Origin of the sequence: Haloferax sp. DFSO52 (genome assembly GCF_048158745.1) — an archaeon.
Taxonomy (GTDB): Archaea; Halobacteriota; Halobacteria; order Halobacteriales; family Haloferacaceae; genus Haloferax.
In genome coordinates, this window is record NZ_JBLOPB010000001.1 from 1,189,005 (window position 1) to 1,210,193 (window position 21,189).

Consider the following 21,189-nt stretch of genomic DNA (forward strand, 5'->3'; position numbering starts at 1 on the left):
CCGCCCGTCGTTCAGGCGAGGTCGTAGACGCGCGCTTCCCACGGTTGGAGCGTCGTCGATTCCACAGCGTTCACGTCGGCGTCGTAGTTCGAGATGAGTAGCTCGGCAGATTCACCGACGAGGTCTGCTGGCGGTTCGAAGACCGTGTCGTCGCTGTCGAAGTTGAGGACGACGAGGAGTGAATCCGTTCCATCCGCAGTTTCGAGCGTGCGCGTGTAGGCCCACAGCGACTCGTGGTCGGGGAGGCGAAGGTCGTAGTCACCGTAGACCACCACATCGCGCTCCTTCCGGAGGTCGATGAGGTCGCGGTAGTAGTGCCAGATGGAGTCTGGGTCGGTCCGGGCGTCATCGGCGTTGATGTGGTCGCTGTTCGGGTTGACCGGCATCCACGGGTCGCCAGTGGTGAATCCAGCGTGTTCGGAGTCGTCCCACTGCATCGGCGTCCGCGCGTTGTCGCGGGTTCGGTATCGGACGAGGTCCATCACGTCGTCTTCGTCGAGACGGCCCGACTGTTGGGCGGCACGGACGTTCTTGATGGTGTCGACGTCACGAATCTCGTCGAGGGAGTCGAACGGATAGTTCGTCATCCCCAGTTCTTCGCCCTGGTAGATGTAGGGCGTTCCACGAAGGGTGTGGAGCAGTGTCGCGAGCAGTTTGGCGGACTCACGGCGGTACTTCGTTTCGTCACCGAACCGCGAGACCTGCCGCGGTTCGTCGTGATTGTTGAGGAACAGTGAGTTCCACCCCTCGTCGGCGAGTCCCTCCTGCCAGTGTGTCATCGTCTCCTTGAGTTCCCGTGGCGACGATTCTCGGTAGGACCACCGACCGGCGTCGCCCATGTCGAGACGCATGTGGTCGAAGGTGAACACCATGCTCATGCCGTCGCCATCCTCGCCGACGTAGCGCTTCGCTTCTTCGATAGAGAGGTCGGCCATCTCGCCGACGGTCATCGAGTCGGTACCGTCGAGCACTCGGCCGTGGAGGTCTGCGAGATAGTCGTGGACCTGCGGGCCGTTGACGAACTTGTCCATCCCTCCGACAATTGCGGCTGGGTCTTCGCCGTCCGGCAGTCCGTCGGGTTTCGAGATGAGGTTGATGACGTCCATACGGAAGCCGTCGATACCGTTGTCCAGCCACCACTCCATCATCTCGAACAGATCTTCTCGGAGTGCTTCGGTCTCCCAGTTCACGTCGGGCATTCGTTCGTCGAAGAGATGGAGATACCACTCGCCGGTCTGGTCGTCGTACGTCCACGCAGGGCCACCGAAGAACGACTCCCAGTTGTTCGGGGGGACTTCGTCGACGTGGTCTGGGGTGTCGTAGTCGTCAGGGTCGAGGTCGGTTTCGTCTGGGTCGCGCCCCTCGCGCCACCAGTAGTAGTCTCGTTTTTCGGAATCTGTCGCCGACCGGGAGTTGACGAACCAGGCGTGTTCGTCTGAAGTGTGGTTGACGACGAGGTCCATGATGAGCCGAATCCCGCGTTCGTGGAGGGCGTCGCGGAGTGCTTTCCAGTCACTCATCGACCCGAACTCGTCCATGATGGCGCGGTAGTCGGAGATGTCGTAGCCGTTGTCGACGCCGGGTGACTCGTAGACAGGGTTGAGCCAGACGCAGTCGATACCGAGGTCAGCGAGGTAGTCTACCTTCTCGATGATGCCGGGGATGTCGCCCAGACCATCACCGTCGGAGTCGTTGAAACTTCGTGGGTAGATCTGGTAGACGACCGCTTCCTTCCACCACGCGCGGTCGATGTCGGTCATTATCGAAATTTCACGCAGCGCTGTGTTTTATTCCGTCGGTTCGCGTTGCCAATGGCAACACGACGACGTGTCTGTGTCCCACCGTCCCGGTGGTCAGTCGAGGTCGTACACGCGCGCTTCCCACGGGCGAAGGGTCGTGGCTTCGACGCTGGTGACGCTGGTGTCGTAGTTCGAGACGAGGACGTTCGCTGTTCGCCCCGCGAACGCAGCTGGTGGCTCGAACGCCGTCTGGGTACTGTCGAAGTTGAGAACGACCAGCAGTGTGTCTTTCTCGTCCTCCGTTTCGAGCGTGCGCGTGTAGACCCACAGCGACTCGTGGTCGGGGGTGAAGGGTTCGTACTCGCCGTAGACCACCACATCGCGCTCCTTCCGGAGGTCGATGAGGTCGCGGTAGTAGTGCCACACCGACTCGTCGTTGGCACGCTCAGATTCGACGTTGATGTGGTCGCTGTTCGGGTTGACCGGAATCCACGGGTCGCTGTCGGTGAAGCCTGCGTGCTCGGCGTCGTCCCACTGCATCGGGGTTCGCGCGTTGTCCCGACTTTTGTATCGCACGACGTCTTTCACGTCGTCGAATCCGTCGATTCGTCCCACTCGCATCGCGTTTCGGATGGGATTGCGCGTGGCGACGTCGCGCACCTCGTCGAGGGAGTCGAACGGATAGTTCGTCATCCCGAGTTCTTCGCCCTGATAGATGTAGGGTGTGCCACGGAGCGTATGGAGCAACGTCGCGAGCAGTTTCGCAGACTCGCGGCGGTACTCCGTATCGTCACCGAACCGCGAGACCATCCGTGGCTGGTCGTGGTTGTTGAGATACAGCGAGTTCCACCCTTCGTCGGCGAGGCCGGCCAGCCAGCGGTCCATGACTGCTTTCAACTCGGGGAGTTCCCACTCGGCTATCTCCCACATCTCCTCGCCCTCGTCGAGAAGCATGTGTTCGAAGTGGAAAATCATCGAGAGACCATCTCCGTCGGGGCCGGGTGTCACGTAGCGTCGTGCCGTCTCCATCGGCATTTTGTCACCGACCATCTCACCGACAGTGAGCAACTCCTCGTCGAGGACGCGGTCACGCATCTCACCGAGATAGTCGTGGACTCGTGGGCCGTTCACTGCACGGTCGATGGTGTCGATATCGTGTTCTTCGTCGGCGTCCGGCAGTCCATCGGGTTTCGAGATGAGGTTGATAACGTCCATGCGGAAGCCGTCGATACCGTTGTCCAGCCACCACTCCATCATCTCGAAGACGTCGTCGCGGACGGCCTCGTTCTCCCAGTTCAAATCAGGTTGTTTCCGGTCGAAGAGATGGAGATACCACTCGCCGGTCTGGTCGTCGTAGGCCCACGCGGGGCCGCCGAAGAACGACTCCCAGTTGTTCGGGGGGACTTCGTCGACGTGGTCTGGGGTGTCGTAGTCGTCAGGGTCGAGGTCGGTTTCGTCTGGGTCGCGCCCCTCGCGCCACCAGTAGTACTCGCGGTACTCGGCGTCTTTTGCGGACCGCGAGTTGACGAACCAGGCGTGTTCGTCGGAGGTGTGGTTGACGACGAGGTCCATGATGAGTCGGATACCATGTTCGTGGAGGGCGTCGCGGAGTACTTTCCAGTCACTCATCGATCCGAACTCGTCCATGATGGCGCGGTAGTCGGAGATGTCGTAGCCGTTGTCCGCGTTTGGCGATTTGTAGACGGGGTTGAGCCAGACGCAGTCGATACCGAGGTCAGCGAGGTAGTCTACCTTCTCGATGATGCCGGGGATGTCACCGATTCCATCGCCGTTGGAGTCGTTGAAACTCCGGGGATAAATCTGATAGACGACTGCTTCTTTCCACCAGCAGCGTTCCTCGTCAGGAAGTGTCGAACCCATACGTCGATGTGTCTCGTTGGTGAGACTTAGCTGTGTGTGACGGCGGGACACACAGCGAGGGGGAGTTGGTTGTACACCCAACCTCTGACGACGGTTAGGTGCGTTTTTGTACCACGAACCCGTCGCGTCGCGTATGAGCGACGACCACGAATCTGGCGACCACGAGCACCACGAAGGCGAGCAAGAAGGGCGGGTCACCTCGCCGATGCAGGATTTCACGATGGGACAGGTCACGACCGGCGTCCTCGTCTTCGTCGTCGGCCTCGCCGTCACGTTCGGTCTGCCACTGCTCCTCGCGTAGAGTCGGAAATTCGAACGAAGTTCCGCTTTCTCTCCCCTTTTACCGCTCCCGGTACCATCGGTAGGCGTGAGATCAATCGCTGTCACCAAGTACGGAAGTAGCGACACGCTCGAAGTACGTGACACGGAAAAACCCGAACCGGGCCCGGGAGAGGTTCGCATCGCTGTCGAAGCGGCGGGAATCAACTTCGCGGACATCATGCAACGTCGCGGTCACTACCGCAACGGCCCGGAACCAACTTACACGCCGGGGTTGGAAGCAGCAGGAACCATCGACGCCGTAGGCGAAGGCGTCGACCGAGACGTCGGTGAACGCGTCGTCGCCATGACTGGCGGCGGTGCCTATGCCGAATACGTCACCACCCACGCTGCCGGCCTGTTCGACGTCCCCGAGTCGATGTCGTTCGCCGAGGCCGCGGGATTCCCTGTCCAGTTCCTCACTGCCTACAACTGTCTCCACGAATGGGGTGGATTCGAAGAAGGCGAGCGTGTGTTGATTCACGCCGCCGCAGGTGGGGTCGGAACCGCGGCAGTCCAACTCGCCGCTCTCGCCGGTGCTGAGACGTTCGGAACAGCAAGTACACAAGAAAAACTCGACCTCGCGACGGACCTCGGTCTCGACCACCCCATCCAGTACACAGAAGAAGACTTCCGCGACGTCGTCGACGCCGAAACCGACGGCGACGGCGTGGACCTCGTCCTGGACGGTGTCGGCGGCGAGACGTTCCAGCACAGTCTCGATGCGCTCTCGAACTTCGGCCGAGTCGTCGCCTACGGTGCTGCATCCGGTGAGATAGCCAAAGCTGACACCACGCGACTCCTCTTCGAGAACAAGTCTGTCATCGGATTCCACCTCGGCAACGCGATGCAGAAACGCCCGCAGTCGGTTCTCGGTGCAGTTCCCGAACTCTCAGAGCTCCTCGCTACTGGCGAACTCGAAGTCGTCGTCGGAGAACGGTTCGACCTCGAAGACGCCGCTGCGGCACACCAGTACATCGAAGACAGAAAATCCAGCGGGAAAGTCGTCCTCGAACCCTGACGTAGGGGTTCGTCCAGTCGACTTCGTGACGCTATTTTAGTCGAGTTCGCTTTAGTCGAGTTCGCGGGTGAGCACGTCGCGCAGTTCTGCGATATCGGTCGCTCCGTACGCGAGTTCGTCATCTCCGACAGACAACGAGAGCGTCGCGTCGTCGGTGGTCGTGCCGAGTTCGACGACGGGCACGTCACCGGCGAGTTCGCGCAGTGCGTCTTCGTCCGTCGTTTCGACGACGACACGACCCGGCGTCTCGTCGAAGAGGGCGACGAAGTCCTCGACAGCAACGTCGGCACCGATTTCGTCGGTCACCATCTCCGCCAGTGCGACGGCGAGGCCACCGTGACTCACGTCGTGAACGGCCAGCGTCGAGTCGGCGGCGGCGACGGCCTGAATCGTCTCGATTGCCGTCGCGGCGTCCTCGTCGTCGGGGAGTGCCGGGAAGGCATCCGACCCGCCGGCGTGTGCGAGGAGCGCCGACCCACCGAGCGACCCTGCGGCGGTTCCGACGACGAACAGGGCACCGTCACCGGACAGCGAGAGGCCAGGTGAGTTGCCGGCTGCCGTTCCGACCATCGCGAGCGTCGGTGTGGGTGGAATCGGTCCGCTGACGGAGTCGTTGTACAGCGAGACGTTCCCACCGACGACAGGAACAGAGAGGGCACTGCACATGTCTGCGAGGCCGTCGACGATTCCTTTGAACCCGCCGTACACGTCGGGCTTTTCGGGGTTTCCGCCGTTCATACAGTCCACGGTTGCGAGTGGGTTCGCGCCCTTCGCGGCGAGGTTGGTCGCGTTCTCGAAGGCGACTGCGCGAGCGCCATCGTAGGGTGCGGCGTCCGTCCAGTTGGGGTCTGCACCGGCGGTGAAGGCGAGTTTCGTCCCTGCTTCAGGGATGTCGAGGAGCGCCGCGTCGTCGCCGGGGCGGCGAGCGGTTCGGAGGCCAACTTCGTGGTCGTACTGGCGGTAGACCCAGCGCTTCGACGCCGTGTTGGGGTCGGAGATGATTGCCTCGAGTGCGTCTGCGAGGTCGATATCGGGCAGGTCGCGTTCGGCGGATTCGGGTTCGATGGCGTCGAGGTCGTTCATCGGTGCGCCCTCTGCGAGGAACATCGGCGGCACGTCGACGACAGTCTCGCCGTCGAACGTACAGACGTAGTTACCTTCGGCGACTTCGCCGATAACCTCGCTGCCGAGGTCGAAACGGTCGGCGAGTTCCTGGACGCGCTCGACGTTCTCTGGCGTCACCTCGTAACACATGCGCTCTTGAGACTCCGAGAGGAGAATCTCGAAGGCGTTCATGTTGGGTTCGCGCTGGTGGACGGCGTTGAGGTCGATGTCGGCCCCGAAGCCACCCTTTGCGACGAGTTCGGACGACGCGCCGCCGAGGCCGGCGGCACCGAGGTCACGGGCGGATTCGACGAGGTCCTCGTCGAGGAGCGCCTCGTTGCACTCGATGAGGAGTTTTTCCGTATACGGGTCGCCGACTTGCACAGCGGGTCGGTCTTCGGTCTCGGCGTCTTCGGCGAGGTCCTCGCTGGCGAAGGATGCGCCGCCGAGGCCGTCGCGTCCGGTCGAGCTGCCGACGAGGACGAGTTTGTTTCCGGCCTTCTGTGCGACGGCCGTGACGAGGCGGTCGGCCGAAAGCAGGCCGACACAGGCGACGTTGACGAGGGGGTTGCCTTCGTACTTCGCGTGGAACGATGTCGCGCCCGTGACGGTCGGGACGCCGATCGCGTTGCCGTAATCTGCGATTCCTTCGACGACACCGTCGAGGAGGTACCGAGAGTGCTCTTCGTCGAAATCACCAAAGTAGAGGCAGTCTGCGAGCGCGATGGGGTACGCACCCATCGAGAGCGTGTCGCGGACGATGCCGCCGACACCCGTCGCCGCGCCGTCGTAGGGGTCGACGTACGAGGGGTGGTTGTGGCTCTCGATGCCGAGGGTGATGTACGTATCTTCGTCGAGCGAGACGACAGCAGCATCGTCACCGGGGCCGATGACGACCTGGTCACCTTCCGAGTCGAATGCCGACAGAAGTGGGCGGGACGACCGGTAGGCACAGTGTTCACTCCACAGGTTCTCGAAGAGTATCTCCTCGGCCGGCGTCGGGTCGCGGCCGAGTTCGGCGACGACGAGGTCGCGGTCCGCGTCGGAAAGCGTCATTCATTGGTATGGTCAGAACGCACATTGTAAACCCTTTCTATGTGCACAAACGTGCTCAAAAACAGCGTCGGTCGCCGACGATGGCTTCGTTGCCAGGTCAGGCCGGCGTGTACGGCGGCGATTCTGCTCGGATGATTTCGCTCAGTTCGTGCATCTCGTCTTCGAGGAGGACGAGTAAGTCGTCGATAGTGACGATGCCGCTGAGCTTTCCACCGTCGATGATTGGTGCCCGACGGACGCCGTGTTCGCGCATCTGGTGGAACAAGTCGTAGACGCCAGTGTCTGCGTCGACGGTGAACGGTTTCCCCGTCATGACGTCTTTCGCGGTCATTCCCTTCATATCACCAGTCGAAGCGACGCATTTGAGCGCGATATCTCGGTCTGTGACGATTCCCTCGATGGAGTCGCCATTGGCGATGACGACAGACCCGACCATTCTGTCTTCCATCAGTTTCGCCACGTCTCGAATCGGTGTGTCCAACTTCGCTGTTACTAGTTCGTCTTTCGGTCGTGCAATGTCACGTACAGTCATGTTCCTACTCCGGGGTGGCCCCACCACTCACGGCGGTGCCCACCGTACTGAATAGTTGTCTGGACAGATATTATTTCTATAGTCTTACATATTGTCCAATCTCGGTTGTATGTCCCGGTTCGAGGAAGTTCAGCCCGAATCGTCGCTCGTCAGAATCGCCTCAGTGTGCGTCTTCGACACGACTCGATAGAGCGTGATTCTGGATATCACGCTGCGGAACGGGACCGGGCAGCTTTTTTAGCCTCATTCGTTAGGATAGATTGTGTTATCGGTCGAGTTGCACTCGCATTCGTCGCTCTCGTACGACGGGCGAGACCCGGTCGAGCTCCTCCTCGAACAGGCGGCGGCGGTCGGTTTAGACGCACTAGCCGTCACCGACCACGACGAAATCAACGCGAGTCTCGAAGCAGTGGACAAGGCAGCAGACTACGGACTCGTCGGTATTCCGGGCATGGAAGTCACCTGCGCGGCAGGACACGTGCTCGCACTCGGTGTTCGCGAACTCATTCCGGCGGGGCTGTCGTACGACGAGACGCTCGACCGCATCCACGAGGCCGGTGGAATCGCAGTCATTCCCCATCCGTTCCAGAAGTCTCGCCACGGCGTCGCCCCGCACATCTCACGTGAGCAACTCGCCAACGCAGACGCAATCGAAGTCTACAACTCTCGACTCCTCACCGGAATCGCTAATCAGCGCGCAGAGCGGTTCGCGAAAGATCGGAACCTTCCGATGACCGCCGGCAGCGACGCGCACATAAGCGAGATGGTCGGGCAGGCAGTCACCGAAGTCGGCACCAACACGCGGAGCGCGGACGCCATCCTCGAAGCGATTACCGAGGGGCGAACGAGCGTGGTTGGGAGCAAGACACCGTGGCGTATCTCTTTCCAGCAAGCCGCCGGTGGCGCGAAACGCCGTGTGAAACACGCGCTGTCTGACCTCCTGTGATGCGCGGTGCGGACGAGAGACTCGTTCGACGGGCCCGCGAAACGCGTGACCCGCTCCCCGGGACTGCTGGATTTGCCGGTGAGCTAGACGGCCGACTCGTCCGCGACGTTCTCGGACGACAACCCATCTTCTCCGAGCGAGACGACCCTGCGACGTGGTCGTTCGACCACCGTGACCTCACCGACGCTGTCGCCGTTCCGCCGGGGCACGCCCGCCAGACGACCGGTGACGGGCAAACTGCCGACGAACAGCTCTGGTCGCTCCCATCGCCAGCAGCCACGACTAACATCGAAACGGCGCTTGCCGCGGTTCGAGACGCCGTCTTGGAATCAGTGCGGGCCATCTCCGACGACGGCCTCGCCGTCGCATTCTCGGGCGGTGTCGACTCCGCTGTCGTCGCCGCAGGCGTGCCGGACGCACCGTGTTACGTCGTCGGGTTCGAGGGGTCACACGACATCGCCGCCGCCCGCAACGCCGCCGACGCGATGGACCGCGACCTGCGCGTCGTCGAACTCACACACGCCGCAATCGAGCGTGCAGTCCCCGAAATCGTCGACGCCCTCGGCCGGACCAACCCGATGGACATTCAAATCGTCCTTCCGCTCTATCTGCTCGCCGAACAGGTCGCTGCGGATGGCTACGACCGACTCGCAGTCGGGCAGGGTGCGGACGAACTGTTCGGCGGCTACGCCAAAGTCGCGAAAGCACCAGACGACCCACGGGTCGAAGCCGAAACGGTTCGCGGCGCGGCACGCGAGATGGTTCTCACCCTCCCCGGCCAACTCGAACGAGACGTGCTCACCCTTCGGGCGGCGGGCGTCGAACCGGTCGCACCACTCGTACACGACAGCGTCGTTGAGGCAGCGCTCCCATTGCCGGGTGAGCTACTCGTCGCCGACGGCCGGCGAAAAGTCGCGCTCAGAACCGCCGCAGCAGAACTGCTCCCCGAGTCTGTCGCCGAGGCGGACAAAAAAGCAGTCCAGTACGGCACCTACGCGTCTCGCGAACTCGACCGCCTCGCCCGACAGGCCGGATTCAAACGCCGGATGGAGAACCACGTCCAGCAGTACGTGGAATCGCTGTTGGAGTAGTCTGTCTCGGGCGTCTCTCCGTTACGAATTTCCGTCAACGACTTCGATAGCGTCCAGTGAGAACTGCACCGTATCCGGGTCGATATCGCTCTCGCGGAGGTCTTCAGGGTCGTACCACGCCCACACCTCTGGGTCGGCCTCACCCGGTGCAGGGTCGATGTCGCGAGAGTCCACGTGGGCGTAGTAGATATGGTCGATGTGCTGGTGGCCGACTGTTCCGTCGTCGTGGACGTTGATGTCGTAGAGCATCTGCTGGCGTGGCTGCGGGAGCGTCTCACCGGCCGGTGCGGGAACGTCGTCGGTGTCGTCGACGAGTGTAGGGTCGAGACCCGTCTCTTCGCGGACTTCGCGGAGACCTGCTTCGTGCGGGAGTTCGTCTCTGTCCACGTGGCCACCCGGCGGGATTCGGATGCCGAGACGGTCGTGTCGATGGAGGGCCACAGCACCGTCGTTGACGATATAGACTGTCGCCGTGAAATGTCGCGTCGTCTCCATGGACGAAGCTCTAGGGGATGGCGTATCGGTGTTGCGGAAGCATCCGTTCGATACGGACGGTGAAAATCGAGGGCGAACTACGGCATCTGAATCTGCTCTTCCGCTTCGAGCAGCTCGTGGTAGCGATTCCGGATGGTGACTTCGGAGATGTTCGCAACGTCCGAAACCTCGTTCTGGGTCACCTTGTCGTTGGTGAGCAGCGAGGCAGCGTAGACGGCGGCGGCAGCGAGGCCGACCGGTGACTTTCCTGAGTGGACTGCCTGCTCTTTGGCGGTCTTCAAGAGTTGACGTGCGCGTCGCTCAGACTCGTCGGAGAGGCCGAGGTCACTGGCGAATCTGGGGACGTACTGCTCGGGGTCCGCGGGCTTGATTTCGAGTTTGAGTTCGCGGACGACGTACCGATACGTCCGGGCGATTTCGTCTTTCTCGACCCGAGAGACGGTCGTAATCTCGTCCAGCGAGCGTGGCGTACTCGCCATGCGGGCGGCGGCGTACAGCGACGACGTGGCGACGCCCTCGATGGACCGTCCGGGGAGCAAGTCGTCGTTGAGCGCCCGGCGATAGATGACCGAAGCCGTCTCGCGGACGCTATCTGGAAGGCCGAGCGCGGAGGCCATCCGGTCGATTTCGCCGAGTGCTTGCTTCAGGTTCCGCTCTTTCGAGTCGCGAGTGCGGAAGCGTTCGTTCCACGTGCGGAGACGTTGCATCTTCTCGCGCTGGCGCGACGAGAGCGAGCGTCCGTAGGCGTCTTTGTTCTGCCAGCCGATGTTGGTCGAAAGCCCCTTGTCGTGCATCATGTTCGTCGTCGGTGCACCGACGCGGGACTTACTGTTTTTCTCCGAGGAGTTGAACGCTCGCCACTCAGGGCCGTGGTCGATCTCGTCTTCTTCGACCACGAGGCCACAGTCGTCACAAACCGTCTCTCCGTGCTCCGTGTCAGAGATGAGCGTCGTCGACCCACATTCGGGACATACGACTGTCTCGTCGTGGCCGCGGCCGGCCACCTGCTTGCCGTCAGTTTTCTCGTTATCCTGCTTGCGCACGCGCGCGTCGTCGGTCGTAAATTGTCGGACACTATCTGTCATTTTGTGTGCGAGAGAAGCAACTGGGAACGGTCGTTCTCCGTCTATTCGTATCGACCCCGGTTACTTATATCTGACGGCAGCCAGACGACTGAATTCGGTCGAATCACGTGAACAGTTCAGTGGGTCGGTCTGGGCGAAGGCCATTCAGGAGGGAACCGAAAGGGCGCACACCGAAACCCTTACTCCCGGCCTCCGTTACCTCCGATATATGAGCGATACGCCCGTCGACGCCGACGAGGTACGACACGTCGCCGAGTTGGCACGAGTCGACCTCGACGAGGAGGAAGTCGAGGAGTTTGCGACGCAGTTCGCGGACATCCTCGAGTATTTCGATGCCCTCGACGAGGTTCCCGAAGTCGACCGTGAAGACGAACTGGTGAACGTGATGCGTCCCGACGAAGTCCGCGAGGGACTGACACAAGAAGAGGCGCTCTCGAACGCCGCAGAGACTGAAGACGGCTACTTCAAAGGTCCACGGGTGTCCTGATGTCGTTGAACGCATTCATCACGAAAGAGACGGTCGAGAGTGACGAGAACGGCCCCCTGAGCGGGAAGACGGTCGCCGTCAAGGACAACATCTCCACGAAGGGCGTCCGCACGACCTGTGGCTCTGCGATGCTCGACGAGTACGTCCCACCCTACGACGCGACGGTCGTCGAACTGCTGAAAGGCGCGGGCGCGACCATCGTCGGCAAGGCCAACATGGACGAGTTCGGGATGGGAACGACCACCGAAACCTCGGCGTTCGGCCCGACGAAGAACCCCGTGGACGAATCGCGCGTCCCCGGCGGGTCCTCGGGCGGTTCTGCCGCGGCCGTCGCCGCCGGTGAAGCCGATCTCGCACTCGGGTCCGACACGGGTGGCTCGATTCGCTGTCCCGCCGCGTTCTGTGGTGTCGTCGGCATCAAGCCAACCTACGGCCTCGTCTCGCGCTACGGCCTCGTCGCATACGCGAACTCCCTCGAACAAATCGGCCCGATTGCACCGACTGTCGAAGAGGCAGCAGGCCTGCTCGACGTCATCGCCGGCCCAGACGAGCGAGACGGCACCACCCACGACGAAGGTGCCGACTCCGACTACGCCTCGGCCGCGACCGGCGACGTAGAGGGACTCACCATCGGCGTCCCGACGGAACTCGTCGAGGGTGCCGACGAGGGCGTCAAAGAGGCCTTCTGGGCCGCACTCGACGAACTCGAAGCACAGGGTGCTGAGTACCACGAAGTTAGCATGCCGTCCGTCGAGAAGGCTGTCGCTGCCTACTACGTCATCGCCATGTCCGAGGCGTCTTCGAACCTCGCACGCTTCGACGGCGTCCGCTACGGCAAATCCGGTGGCTACGAGGGCAACTGGAACGACGCCTTCGCCCGCGCTCGCGAGGAAGGGTTCGGCCCAGAAGTCAAGCGCCGCATCCTCCTCGGCACGTACGCGCTCTCCGCAGGCTACCACGACAAGTACTACGCGAAGGCGCAGGACGCCCGCGCGTGGGTCAAACAGGACTTCGACGCGGCGTTCGAAGACGTGGACGTCGTCGCATCGCCGACGATGCCCGTCCCGCCGTTCAAACTCGGTGAGAGCCTCGACGACCCACTGCAGATGTACCTCGCCGACGCCAACACCGTCCCGGTGAACCTCGCCAACCTCCCCGCCATCTCCGTCCCGGCGGGCGAGACGCAGGGCCTTCCGGTTGGCCTCCAACTCATCGGTCCGAAGTTCGACGAAGAGACGATTATCCGCGCGGCGTCGGCCGTCGAGAACTAATTTTTCGAGGGGAGGTCCCCTCTCAATTACTCAGGACGGCCATTCGACCGTCGTCTCGGTCGAAACTCGTCCGTCGCGCCAGTTCAGTTTGAATCGCATCGGCAGTGGGGCATTGCCGCCGGTCAGTTTCGGTCGGTACGAGTACGTCCACGTCGTCGACTCGCCGGCTGAGAGGTCGAGCGAGACACGCTTGACTGGTGTGTAGGCTACGTGTGGTCCGACTCGATTGAGTGCACCGACGAACGTTCCGTCTGCCGACCCGACGTTTTCGATAGTCGCCGAAATCGACATCTCTGTTAGACTCTCTACAGTCTCCGGTGCAGTGACGTCGCTCACTGCGAACTCGGTCGGTGGACGAGCAAGCGTCTCCCGAGCGTTCGAACCGAGCGTGAACTGTCCACCGGGGCCGCGAAACACTACGTCGGAGGATTCGAGTGGCTTGGGGACTCGGGAGACGAGATAGCCAGACTGTTTGGAGTCGTCCTTGAATGCACGACTCCCGTACGCCGGCCCGCGACCCCACAGGTGACCGTACGCCGGTAAGTCGTCCGGCGGAATCGGCGAGAACTCGCCCTCGTCGGTCGAAAGTGAGAACTCCTCAACGGGTGGTCTAGATTCGCCACCGAGGAGGAGGGTGACGAGGACGAACTGTTCGTCTCTCTTTCCGACTGTCCCAATCGAATCCGGCGAGTTGAGACCGACGAGTTCCGGGGCGACTTCGACGTTCGAGACGGTGATGTCGGCGGGACTGGTCGTGGGTGGCGCAGTCGTCGTCTGATTCGCCTGCCTCGTGCTCTCGGGAGTTCCGGACTCACCTTCTGACGACGGTGCTTCGCTGAGACAACCAGCGAAGAGGGCGAGCGTGCTCCCACCGAGGCTGAGAACGCCTCGTCGGGAGTAACGAGTGGAGGGCATCGTTCACAGTCCGACCGCGGTCCGGAATAAGTTTTCAGGGAACTGACGACTCTGAATCCGACAGAGAGACTACCCCCTGAACAGATTCATCACTTCGTCCGCCACGTCCGATTCGACGGCGAGAACGTACCGATGGCCTGCTTCGAGCACCGTGTCGGGGCCACCGAGTCTATCACCCCGGTAGTCGACGATGATGAGACTGCCGCGCGGGAGTCGAACTTCGTCGAGTCGCTTGCCGGCGACTGGTGCGTCGTCGGCGACTTCGACTTCGACGACTTCGACGCTCCCGGCGATGTCTTCGATGGTTCTGACGCCACCGTCTGCGATTTCGTTCGTCGCGGCACGGGCACCCAGACGTTCCGGGAAGACGATGCCATCGACGAACTCTTCGTACAGCTCGTCTGCCGTCTCGGAGATTCGCATCACAGTTCTGACCTCAGACATCCGCTGGGCGGCCATGCAGACGGCGAAGTTGGTCGTCTCGTCGTCGGTCAACGCGGCGACGACGTCGCTGCGCTCCGGTTGTGCCTGTCTGAGTATCTCGGGGCGGGACGCGTCGCCCTCGATGATGGTGGCGACGTATCTGTCGCCGAGTTCGGAAACGCGGTGCGAGTCGGACTCGATGATGACGACGTCGTGTCCCCGGTCGTCGAGGAGTTCGGCTGTTCTGAGGCCCATCTCACCGCCGCCGGCGATGATGACGCGTAAGTCGTGTGTTGCTGATTCAGACATGGGGTATCGTTCGTGTCGTGTTGAGGTAGTCGTCGCGGTGCTGTGGTCGGTTGTGCGTGGGTTCGTCGTGGTCGTGCGTGCGTTCGTTGTAGTTGTGCGTGCGTTCGTCGTTCGAGTCTGTCGCGAACATCAGTCGTCACCTCCGTCGGACGATTGGATTGGCTCCGGTTCCTGAATCTCGGGTGTCCCAGTGGGGCCGATGTCGTCCCGCCGTGACAACACGAGGTAGACGGCCCCGCCGAAGAGCAACCACCCGAGCGCCAGCAGCCACGTGAACGGGTCGATGAACAGTCCGAGTATCACGTTACAGACGATGCCGAGAACCGGCGTCACCGGATACCACGGCACTTCGAAGGGGCGCTGGAGGTCGGGTTGTCGGCGGCGGAGTCGAATCAACGCGTAGTTGACGATGATGAACCCCAGAAGCGAGAAGAGACTCGCCAGATTGCCGACGATACGAATCGGGACGACGAGGACGGCAACGAGCATCATCACCGCAGAAGCGAGAATCGCGACGAGTGGCGTTCCGTACCGGTGGTGGAACCGCCCGAGTTGCGCGGGTAACTGGCGTTCGCGACCCATCGCGAACGCGACTCGCGACGACCCGATGACGACGGCGTTGAGCGCGGATATCGTCGAGAACACTGCGCCGAAGGCGATAAGTGACGCACCCGTCCCGATTATCGGGAACGACGGCATGAACCCCTCTGCGGCCTGTGCGATGGCCGTCTCTCCTGCTCCGGCGAGGTCATCTGCGCCGAGTGTCCCGATTGCGACGAAGACCACGAGCAGGTAGACGACGACGGTGACGAGTACCGACAGTAAAATCGCTCTGGGGATGTTCTTCTTCGGGTTCTCCACTTCCTCGGTGACGGTGGCGATGAGGTCGTATCCCTGGAACGCGATGAACGTCAGCCCCATCGCGGGCAACACCGCAAGCGGCCCCTTGGTGAACAGCGGGTCGAACTCTGAAACTTTCGTCGCCGTCAGCCCGAACGCGACGAAGATGGCGAGGATGGCGATTTTGATGAGCGTAATCGCCGTCTCTCCCCGGCCAGACGCTTCTGTCGAGAGTGCGTTGAGCGCCACGAGGGCCACGACGGCACCAAGTGCGTACAGCACCGGTGGGCCCGGGAGCGTGTAGCCGTAGATGTGGCCGAATTCGAGGAAGTTCGACGCGAACCCGAGTGCGTAGAGCGACCCGGCAATCATGTACGTGAACCACCGGGTCCACCCCATGACGAAGGCGACGGGGGCCGAAAACACCTCGCGGACGTACGCGTAGCCGCCACCATTCCGCGGAATTGCCGACGCTAACTCTGCGTACGAGAGCGCTGTAAAAGTCGTCACGCCGCCGTTGAGTGCGAACGCTACGATGGCTGCAGGCCCCGAAATATCGACCGCCAGTCCGGTCAACACGAAGATCCCGGCACCGATCATCGCACCGATGCCGACCATCGTCGCGTCTAAGAGACTGAGGCTCACCGAGGGTTCACGCCCGCCGGAGTGACTCACGCCGCACCCCGCTCGACCCCGGTCAGTCGTCGAGTCGCCATACGTATGTAAGTGAACAAACAATACCCCCGATGATAAATGTCAGGGCGAAGTCAACCATACCGACGCCCGCTGCTGGGAGTGTGGTGACGTTGCGGCCCATCACCTACCTAAGGAATCATATGCGTGCTACTTTTTATGAGACGTGAACACGAGGATGAACGCGAACTTCAAAACGGTCGTCGATTACCGGACGAGTCTGGGCTTTCTCGGCTCTGTACTCAAGTATATGGCCCTCCCGCCGCTGTTGCCTATCGTTGTCGCACTCTACTACGGGGAGAGTCCAGTCCCATTTCTCGTCGCGATGGCCGTGATGCTCGTCGTCGGAGTTGGACTCGAACGACTTCGAACAGACCCGGACCTCGGCCACCGCGAGGCGTTCTTGATGGTGAGTCTGACGTGGCTTGCCGTCCCGCTCGTCGGGATGATTCCGTATCTCGTCGCCGGACAGGGAACCGTTGCGTACCCGGTCAACGCCCTGTTCGAGAGCATGAGTGGCTTTACGACCACTGGGGCGACGGTGCTCGGTGAGATTTCGTTTGAGCAACACTCCCGGTCGATTCTGATGTGGCGGCAGGTGACGCAGTGGCTCGGCGGGATGGGTATCGTCGTCCTGATGGTGGCGATTCTCCCCGAACTCTCGGTCGGTGGGGCACAGGTTATCGACCAAGAAGCGCCGGGACTGTCGATCGAGAAATTGACGCCACGGATTCGAGACACGGCACGCGCACTCTGGCAGATCTACATCGGCTTCACCGTCGCTGCCGTCTTCGTCTACTACGGCCTCCATCTCGCCGGCGTGGCACCGAACATGGATTTCTACAACGCGCTCGCACACGCGCTGACCACGCTCCCGACGGGGGGATTCTCTCCGGAGGCGCGAAGTGTCGAAGCGTTCTCGCCGGCGATTCAGTGGGCGATTACCTTCTTCATGATTATCGCGGGGACGAACTTCGCGCTCTTCTGGTACGTTCTCGCAGGCGAACCCGACCAGTTGACGAAAAACGCAGAGTTTAGAACGTATCTTCTGGTGATGGGCGCGGTGAGTCTGATTCTCGCGGTGCTCATGTTTACTGGCCTCGGCCTCGCCTCACTTCCAGCGAACATCGACCCGATACCCGGGAACGTCGAGCACTCGGTTCGGCAGGCCGTCTTCCAGACTGTCGCAATCGTCACCACGACTGGCTACGCCAGTATGGACTTCAATACGTGGGACCAGTCGGCGCAGACCATCCTCCTCCTGGCGATGTTCCTCGGCGGGTCCGCCGGGTCTGCGGCAGGGTCGGTCAAGATAATCCGGTGGTATCTCATCCAGAAGGCAACCGTCCGTGAACTCTTCACGTCGGTACACCCGGATGCGGTGCGACCGGTCCGACTCGCCGAGGAGGTCATCGACGACTCGACGATTCGCGGCCTGTTCGTCTTCACCATGACGTTCCTCGGTATCTTCGCCGTCTCGACGGTGCTCATCTATCTCGATAGCCTCCGAATCGGCCTCGAACTCTCCGGTATCGAAGCAGTCGGCGTCGCGATAGCCACCCTCGGCAACGTCGGGCCGGGCGTCGGTATCGCCGGCCCGATGAACAACTTCCTGCCGTTTTCGGACGCTGCAAAGCTCTATATGGTCTTCTTGATGTGGATTGGCCGACTGGAGATTCTCTCGGTACTCATCATCCTGACGCCGTCGTACTGGCGGGCGTGAAAACGCTGGGTGTCATCCGTCAGCCTCACCACCTTGGGTACCGCCCGCCTGCCTCACTGCGTCGGATACACCCGCCCGCCTCACAGCTCCGGAACCACCCGCCTTACAGACTGTGTTTGCCCGTCAGATGGCGGCGATGACTTCTTCGGAGACATCAGCATCGACGAGGAGAACCACGTGGTCTCCTGCCTCGATGACCGTATCTCCCCGCGGCGACACGAGTTCGCTCCGTCGCGCGATGGCACCGACGACGACACCCTTCGGAAGTCGTGGAATCGACTCACGAATCGGCGCACCCGTGAGTGCGTTGTCTTCACCGACTTCGACTTCGACGACTTCTGCCCGGTCGTCTTCGATGAAGGTAAGTTTCTCAGTCGGCTCTTCACGCGTGATTCGCGTTATCTCTTCGGCGGTCACGACACGGGGGTTCACCGCGACATCGACCCCAACTGCCTCGAACACCTCGCGGTACTCACCCGTCTCGACGACTGCAATCGTCTGTTTGACGCCGAGGCGTTTGGCGAGGAGCGAGACGAGCAGGTTCTCCTGGTCGCTTTCGAGTGCTGCGACGACGGTGTCTGCACTCCCGAAGTTCTCTCGTTCGAGCGCGTCGGTGTCGGTGGCATCGAACTGCAAGACGAGCGTTTTCGACAACTTCTCCGCGAGTTCGCGTGCGCGGTCGGGGTCTTCTTCGATGAGACGGGGTTTGATTCCCCGCTCTTGGAGCAACCGGGCGGTTTGGTAGCCGATTTCGCCCCCACCGACGACGAAGACAGTCTCGGTGTCGCCCGACGCTGCAGACGGAGACGCGGTCAATGCGAACTCGTGGACCCGCTCTGGCGGCCCGATGACGACGATTCGGTCACCGCTGTTCAGTGTGCTGTCGCCGCGAGGTAACTCGACGTCGCCGTCACGGAGAATCGCGGCGAAGGTGAGCAGGTCGAACTGGTCGGCCTCGCGGACCGTCTTTCCGACGAGTGGGCTCTCCTGACCGATTTCGAACTCGGCCATCTGGACGAGGCCGTTTGCGAACCACTCGGCATCGACTGCCGCGGGAAGGCCGATAATCTGGACGATGTCTTCTGCGGTGAGCAGGTTCGAACAGACCATGAAGTCGACGCCGAACGCGCTGGACTTCCGTTCCCATGTCCGCAGAAATCCGACCTGTTTGACCCGTGCGATAGTGAAGGCGTCTCCCAAAACTTTCGACGTTCCACAGGTCGCGAGATTCGTCTCGTCGTGGTCGGTACTGGCGATGAGCAGGTCTGCGTCTCCCACGCCTGCGTCCTCCAGCGTCTCGATAGACGCCCCGTCTCCCTGTATCGCGAGCACGTCGAGTGAATATTTTAGTTCCTCGACGCGGTCTGAATCAGAATCGACGACGACCACGTCGTGTGCATCTGCGAGGCTCGCTGCGATGTTCGAGCCAACTTCTCCCGCGCCGACGATGACTACGCGCACGACTGACTCCCTCGCGTCCGTTCCATACTCTGACGTGAGGTAGCACTCCCATCAACATTTGTGCTCCGGCGACTCGAATCGACATCGAACGGGGCTCCCGACCGAGGCGAAAACTGCGTCGCGATTACCGACGCCAGTACTCGGGCGTAAAGAGGACGAAGACGGGGAGAATCTCCAGTCGGCCCATCCACATCAGCAGCACCATCCACAGTTTCGAACTGTTCGAGAAGTCGAGGTAACTCCCCATCGGGCCGACGGTACCGAATCCCGGCCCGACGTTTCCGAGCGTCGCCGCGACGGCACTCATCGTCTCCAGCACACTCAGTTCGAGGCCGGTTCGGACGGCATCGAGGTGGAGCAGGCCGGTCGAGACGAAGAACAGCACGAGATACAGGAGCGTAAAGGCGTAGATACCACGAATCGCGCGTTCGTCGACGGCACGGCCTGCGAGTCTGACGGGACGAATCGCTTCGGGATGGGCGGTGGTGAACAACTCCCGCCGGAGTGATTTCACGATGACGTACCAGCGAACGATTTTGATGGCTCCACCGGTCGAACCGGCCGACCCGCCGATGAACATCGCAAAGAGCAGCCCGTACTGTGTCGTCGAACTCCACGCGTTGAAGTCCATGCTGGCGTAGCCAGTCGTGGTGACGATAGAGACCACCTGAAACGTCGACTGGCGAAGCGACGGTTCGATATGCCCGACGATGGCGAGTTGTATGCTGTCAAGATAGCTCTGGTCGAACGTCTCACCTATCGGTGCCGCGGAAACGAGACCGCCTCCCAGGAAGAGCACGCCGGCGAGAATGGCCGAGATGACGCCGATGACGCCGAGATACGATTTGAACTCCGTGTCTCGAACGAGGCGCTTCGGGTCGCCCGTCAGCACGTGCCAGAAGAGCGCGAAGTTCGTCCCGGCAGCGACCATGAAGGGAATGATGACCCACTGTGCGGCCGCAGAGAACGCTTCGATACTTCGCGCTTCGGGCGAGAACCCGCCAGTCGGCATCGTCGTCAACCCGTGAGCGATGGCGTTGTACACGTCCATATTGGGTGCGTTGCCGGTGACGTGAAGACCGTAGAGGAGGACGATTTCGAGGACGGTGAGTCCGAGGTACGCACCCCAGAGCGCACGCGCCGTCTCGGCGATACGCGGGGTGAGCTTTTCGATACCGGGGCCGGGTGCCTCCGCGTCCATCAGTTGGGCACCACCGACCGAGAGTTCGGGAAGAATGGCGACGGCGAGGACGACGATACCCATCCCGCCGAGCCACTGGGTGAGTTGTCGCCACATCATGATGCTGCGGGTGTGCGACTCGAACGAGATATCGCCGAGCACCGTCGCCCCAGTGGTCGTAAAGCCACTCATCGTTTCGAACAGTGCGTTCACCGGGTTCCCGAGAGTCGAGTCGGGGTGGAGCGCCGGCATCACGAAGGGGACGCCGTGGGCCTCGATGAGAAACGGGATCGCACCGACGAGCGTCACCGCGAACCAGGTCGATGCGACCATCAGAAAGCCCTCGCGTGCGCCGATATCGGGCTCTTCGGCGAGTCGTTCGAGTCCCATCCCAACCAGAACGGTGATGGCCATGGTGACGACGAACGGTATCACCGACTCCCCGTAGTAGAGCGCGACGACGAGTGGAAAACAGAGAGGGGCTGCGAGATATTTCAGAACCGTCCCCACGAGACGAAGGCTTGCTTTGTAATCGACGCGCAGTTTCATCCGTGAGCGAACGTTCCGGACGCAGGGTTCTTCCCTGTTCGGGTTCGGACCCGCCTACGAGAGCATGTGA

At 61.8% G+C, this 21,189-nt stretch carries 19 protein-coding genes; 7 read left to right on the top strand and 12 right to left on the bottom strand.

From position 1 onward, the window contains the following. Positions 1-11: 11 nt before the first annotated feature. Both ACK3SC_RS06160 and ACK3SC_RS06165 read right to left on the bottom strand, forming a co-directional pair. A complete protein-coding gene (locus ACK3SC_RS06160) occupies positions 12-1,760 on the bottom strand; it encodes an alpha-glucosidase (protein ID WP_416839233.1) in 1,749 nt (582 codons plus the stop codon). Between the two features lie 93 nt (positions 1,761-1,853). Next, positions 1,854-3,620 carry a glycoside hydrolase family 13 protein gene (locus ACK3SC_RS06165; protein WP_416839234.1) on the bottom strand — a complete coding sequence of 589 codons (1,767 nt, stop codon included), beginning with the start codon at positions 3,618-3,620 and terminating at the stop codon, positions 1,854-1,856. 133 nt (positions 3,621-3,753) lie between these two features. On the opposite strand from ACK3SC_RS06165, the gene ACK3SC_RS06170 reads away from it, so the two are divergent. Further along, positions 3,754-3,921 (top strand): hypothetical protein, encoded by a 168-nt coding sequence (locus ACK3SC_RS06170; protein ID WP_416839235.1) that lies wholly within the window; start codon positions 3,754-3,756, stop codon positions 3,919-3,921. A gap of 66 nt (positions 3,922-3,987) precedes the next feature. Further along, positions 3,988-4,959, top strand: coding sequence for a quinone oxidoreductase family protein (locus ACK3SC_RS06175; RefSeq protein WP_416839236.1), 972 nt, complete (start codon positions 3,988-3,990; stop codon positions 4,957-4,959). A gap of 51 nt (positions 4,960-5,010) precedes the next feature. Here ACK3SC_RS06175 and purL read toward each other — a convergent pair whose 3' ends face one another. Together purL and ACK3SC_RS06185 are read right to left on the bottom strand one after the other, a co-directional pair. Next, on the bottom strand, positions 5,011-7,119 hold the full coding sequence (purL, locus tag ACK3SC_RS06180) for a phosphoribosylformylglycinamidine synthase subunit PurL (protein ID WP_416839237.1): 2,109 nt from the start codon (positions 7,117-7,119) through the stop codon (positions 5,011-5,013). A 97-nt stretch (positions 7,120-7,216) separates the two neighbouring features. After that, complete coding sequence (locus tag ACK3SC_RS06185) at positions 7,217-7,651, bottom strand: CBS domain-containing protein (protein ID WP_416839238.1); 435 nt, start codon at positions 7,649-7,651, stop codon at positions 7,217-7,219. A 262-nt stretch (positions 7,652-7,913) separates the two neighbouring features. Between ACK3SC_RS06185 and ACK3SC_RS06190 the strand changes: the two genes are divergently transcribed. Together ACK3SC_RS06190 and ACK3SC_RS06195 are read left to right on the top strand one after the other, a co-directional pair. Continuing rightward, positions 7,914-8,597: a PHP domain-containing protein gene (locus ACK3SC_RS06190; protein WP_416839239.1), complete on the top strand. Its 684-nt coding sequence runs from the start codon at positions 7,914-7,916 to the stop codon at positions 8,595-8,597. Continuing rightward, positions 8,597-9,688 (top strand): asparagine synthase-related protein, encoded by a 1,092-nt coding sequence (locus ACK3SC_RS06195; RefSeq protein WP_416839240.1) that lies wholly within the window; start codon positions 8,597-8,599, stop codon positions 9,686-9,688. The genes ACK3SC_RS06190 and ACK3SC_RS06195 overlap by 1 nt, the downstream gene beginning before the upstream one ends. 21 nt (positions 9,689-9,709) lie before the next feature. On the opposite strand, the gene ACK3SC_RS06200 is transcribed toward ACK3SC_RS06195, so the two are convergent. Both ACK3SC_RS06200 and ACK3SC_RS06205 read right to left on the bottom strand, forming a co-directional pair. Beyond that, positions 9,710-10,183 (bottom strand): NUDIX hydrolase, encoded by a 474-nt coding sequence (locus ACK3SC_RS06200; RefSeq protein WP_416839241.1) that lies wholly within the window; start codon positions 10,181-10,183, stop codon positions 9,710-9,712. A gap of 77 nt (positions 10,184-10,260) precedes the next feature. Continuing rightward, complete coding sequence (locus tag ACK3SC_RS06205) at positions 10,261-11,268, bottom strand: transcription initiation factor IIB (RefSeq protein ID WP_416839242.1); 1,008 nt, start codon at positions 11,266-11,268, stop codon at positions 10,261-10,263. 208 nt (positions 11,269-11,476) lie between these two features. Here ACK3SC_RS06205 and gatC point away from each other — a divergent pair, with 208 nt between their 5' ends. Both gatC and gatA read left to right on the top strand, forming a co-directional pair. After that, positions 11,477-11,755 (top strand): Asp-tRNA(Asn)/Glu-tRNA(Gln) amidotransferase subunit GatC, encoded by a 279-nt coding sequence (gene gatC, locus ACK3SC_RS06210; protein WP_416839243.1) that lies wholly within the window; start codon positions 11,477-11,479, stop codon positions 11,753-11,755. Further along, complete coding sequence (gatA, locus tag ACK3SC_RS06215) at positions 11,755-13,026, top strand: Asp-tRNA(Asn)/Glu-tRNA(Gln) amidotransferase subunit GatA (protein WP_416839244.1); 1,272 nt, start codon at positions 11,755-11,757, stop codon at positions 13,024-13,026. Before gatC ends, gatA begins: the two co-directional genes overlap by 1 nt. 30 nt (positions 13,027-13,056) lie before the next feature. On the opposite strand, the gene ACK3SC_RS06220 is transcribed toward gatA, so the two are convergent. The 4 genes from ACK3SC_RS06220 to ACK3SC_RS06235 all read right to left on the bottom strand — a co-directional run bounded on the left by ACK3SC_RS06220 (position 13,057) and on the right by ACK3SC_RS06235 (position 16,188). Further along, complete coding sequence (locus ACK3SC_RS06220) at positions 13,057-13,941, bottom strand: hypothetical protein (protein WP_416839245.1); 885 nt, start codon at positions 13,939-13,941, stop codon at positions 13,057-13,059. Positions 13,942-14,010: 69 nt separating this feature from the next. Further along, positions 14,011-14,673, bottom strand: a complete 663-nt coding sequence (locus ACK3SC_RS06225; RefSeq protein WP_416839246.1) for a potassium channel family protein — start codon at positions 14,671-14,673, stop codon at positions 14,011-14,013. After that, positions 14,666-14,803, bottom strand: coding sequence for a hypothetical protein (locus tag ACK3SC_RS06230; RefSeq protein WP_416839247.1), 138 nt, complete (start codon positions 14,801-14,803; stop codon positions 14,666-14,668). The genes ACK3SC_RS06225 and ACK3SC_RS06230 overlap by 8 nt, the downstream gene beginning before the upstream one ends. After that, entirely contained in the window at positions 14,803-16,188 is a 1,386-nt protein-coding gene (locus ACK3SC_RS06235) for an APC family permease (protein WP_416839248.1), read from the bottom strand. The genes ACK3SC_RS06230 and ACK3SC_RS06235 overlap by 1 nt, the downstream gene beginning before the upstream one ends. 196 nt (positions 16,189-16,384) lie before the next feature. On the opposite strand from ACK3SC_RS06235, the gene ACK3SC_RS06240 reads away from it, so the two are divergent. Beyond that, complete coding sequence (locus tag ACK3SC_RS06240) at positions 16,385-17,929, top strand: TrkH family potassium uptake protein (protein ID WP_416839249.1); 1,545 nt, start codon at positions 16,385-16,387, stop codon at positions 17,927-17,929. Between the two features lie 123 nt (positions 17,930-18,052). Here the strand turns inward: ACK3SC_RS06240 and trkA are convergent, their stop codons facing one another. Continuing rightward, positions 18,053-19,390, bottom strand: a complete 1,338-nt coding sequence (trkA, locus tag ACK3SC_RS06245; protein WP_416839250.1) for a Trk system potassium transporter TrkA — start codon at positions 19,388-19,390, stop codon at positions 18,053-18,055. A gap of 124 nt (positions 19,391-19,514) precedes the next feature. Beyond that, entirely contained in the window at positions 19,515-21,119 is a 1,605-nt protein-coding gene (locus ACK3SC_RS06250) for a TrkH family potassium uptake protein (protein WP_416839251.1), read from the bottom strand. Positions 21,120-21,189 lie beyond the last annotated feature (70 nt).

Bases quoted from the DNA above. Each gene is read 5' to 3' on its own strand.
- gatA (WP_416839244.1), top strand. From the start codon at position 11,755: ATGTCGTTGAACGCATTCATCACGAAAGAGACGGTCGAGAGTGACGAG.
- ACK3SC_RS06230 (WP_416839247.1), bottom strand. From the start codon at position 14,803: ATGTTCGCGACAGACTCGAACGACGAACGCACGCACAACTACAACGAA.
- ACK3SC_RS06220 (WP_416839245.1), bottom strand. From the start codon at position 13,941: ATGCCCTCCACTCGTTACTCCCGACGAGGCGTTCTCAGCCTCGGTGGG.
- ACK3SC_RS06170 (WP_416839235.1), top strand. From the start codon at position 3,754: ATGAGCGACGACCACGAATCTGGCGACCACGAGCACCACGAAGGCGAG.
- ACK3SC_RS06185 (WP_416839238.1), bottom strand. From the start codon at position 7,651: ATGACTGTACGTGACATTGCACGACCGAAAGACGAACTAGTAACAGCG.
- ACK3SC_RS06195 (WP_416839240.1), top strand. From the start codon at position 8,597: ATGCGCGGTGCGGACGAGAGACTCGTTCGACGGGCCCGCGAAACGCGT.
- purL (WP_416839237.1), bottom strand. From the start codon at position 7,119: ATGACGCTTTCCGACGCGGACCGCGACCTCGTCGTCGCCGAACTCGGC.
- ACK3SC_RS06200 (WP_416839241.1), bottom strand. From the start codon at position 10,183: ATGGAGACGACGCGACATTTCACGGCGACAGTCTATATCGTCAACGAC.
- ACK3SC_RS06165 (WP_416839234.1), bottom strand. From the start codon at position 3,620: ATGGGTTCGACACTTCCTGACGAGGAACGCTGCTGGTGGAAAGAAGCA.
- ACK3SC_RS06160 (WP_416839233.1), bottom strand. From the start codon at position 1,760: ATGACCGACATCGACCGCGCGTGGTGGAAGGAAGCGGTCGTCTACCAG.
- ACK3SC_RS06250 (WP_416839251.1), bottom strand. From the start codon at position 21,119: ATGAAACTGCGCGTCGATTACAAAGCAAGCCTTCGTCTCGTGGGGACG.
- ACK3SC_RS06225 (WP_416839246.1), bottom strand. From the start codon at position 14,673: ATGTCTGAATCAGCAACACACGACTTACGCGTCATCATCGCCGGCGGC.
- ACK3SC_RS06205 (WP_416839242.1), bottom strand. From the start codon at position 11,268: ATGACAGATAGTGTCCGACAATTTACGACCGACGACGCGCGCGTGCGC.
- ACK3SC_RS06240 (WP_416839249.1), top strand. From the start codon at position 16,385: ATGAACGCGAACTTCAAAACGGTCGTCGATTACCGGACGAGTCTGGGC.
- gatC (WP_416839243.1), top strand. From the start codon at position 11,477: ATGAGCGATACGCCCGTCGACGCCGACGAGGTACGACACGTCGCCGAG.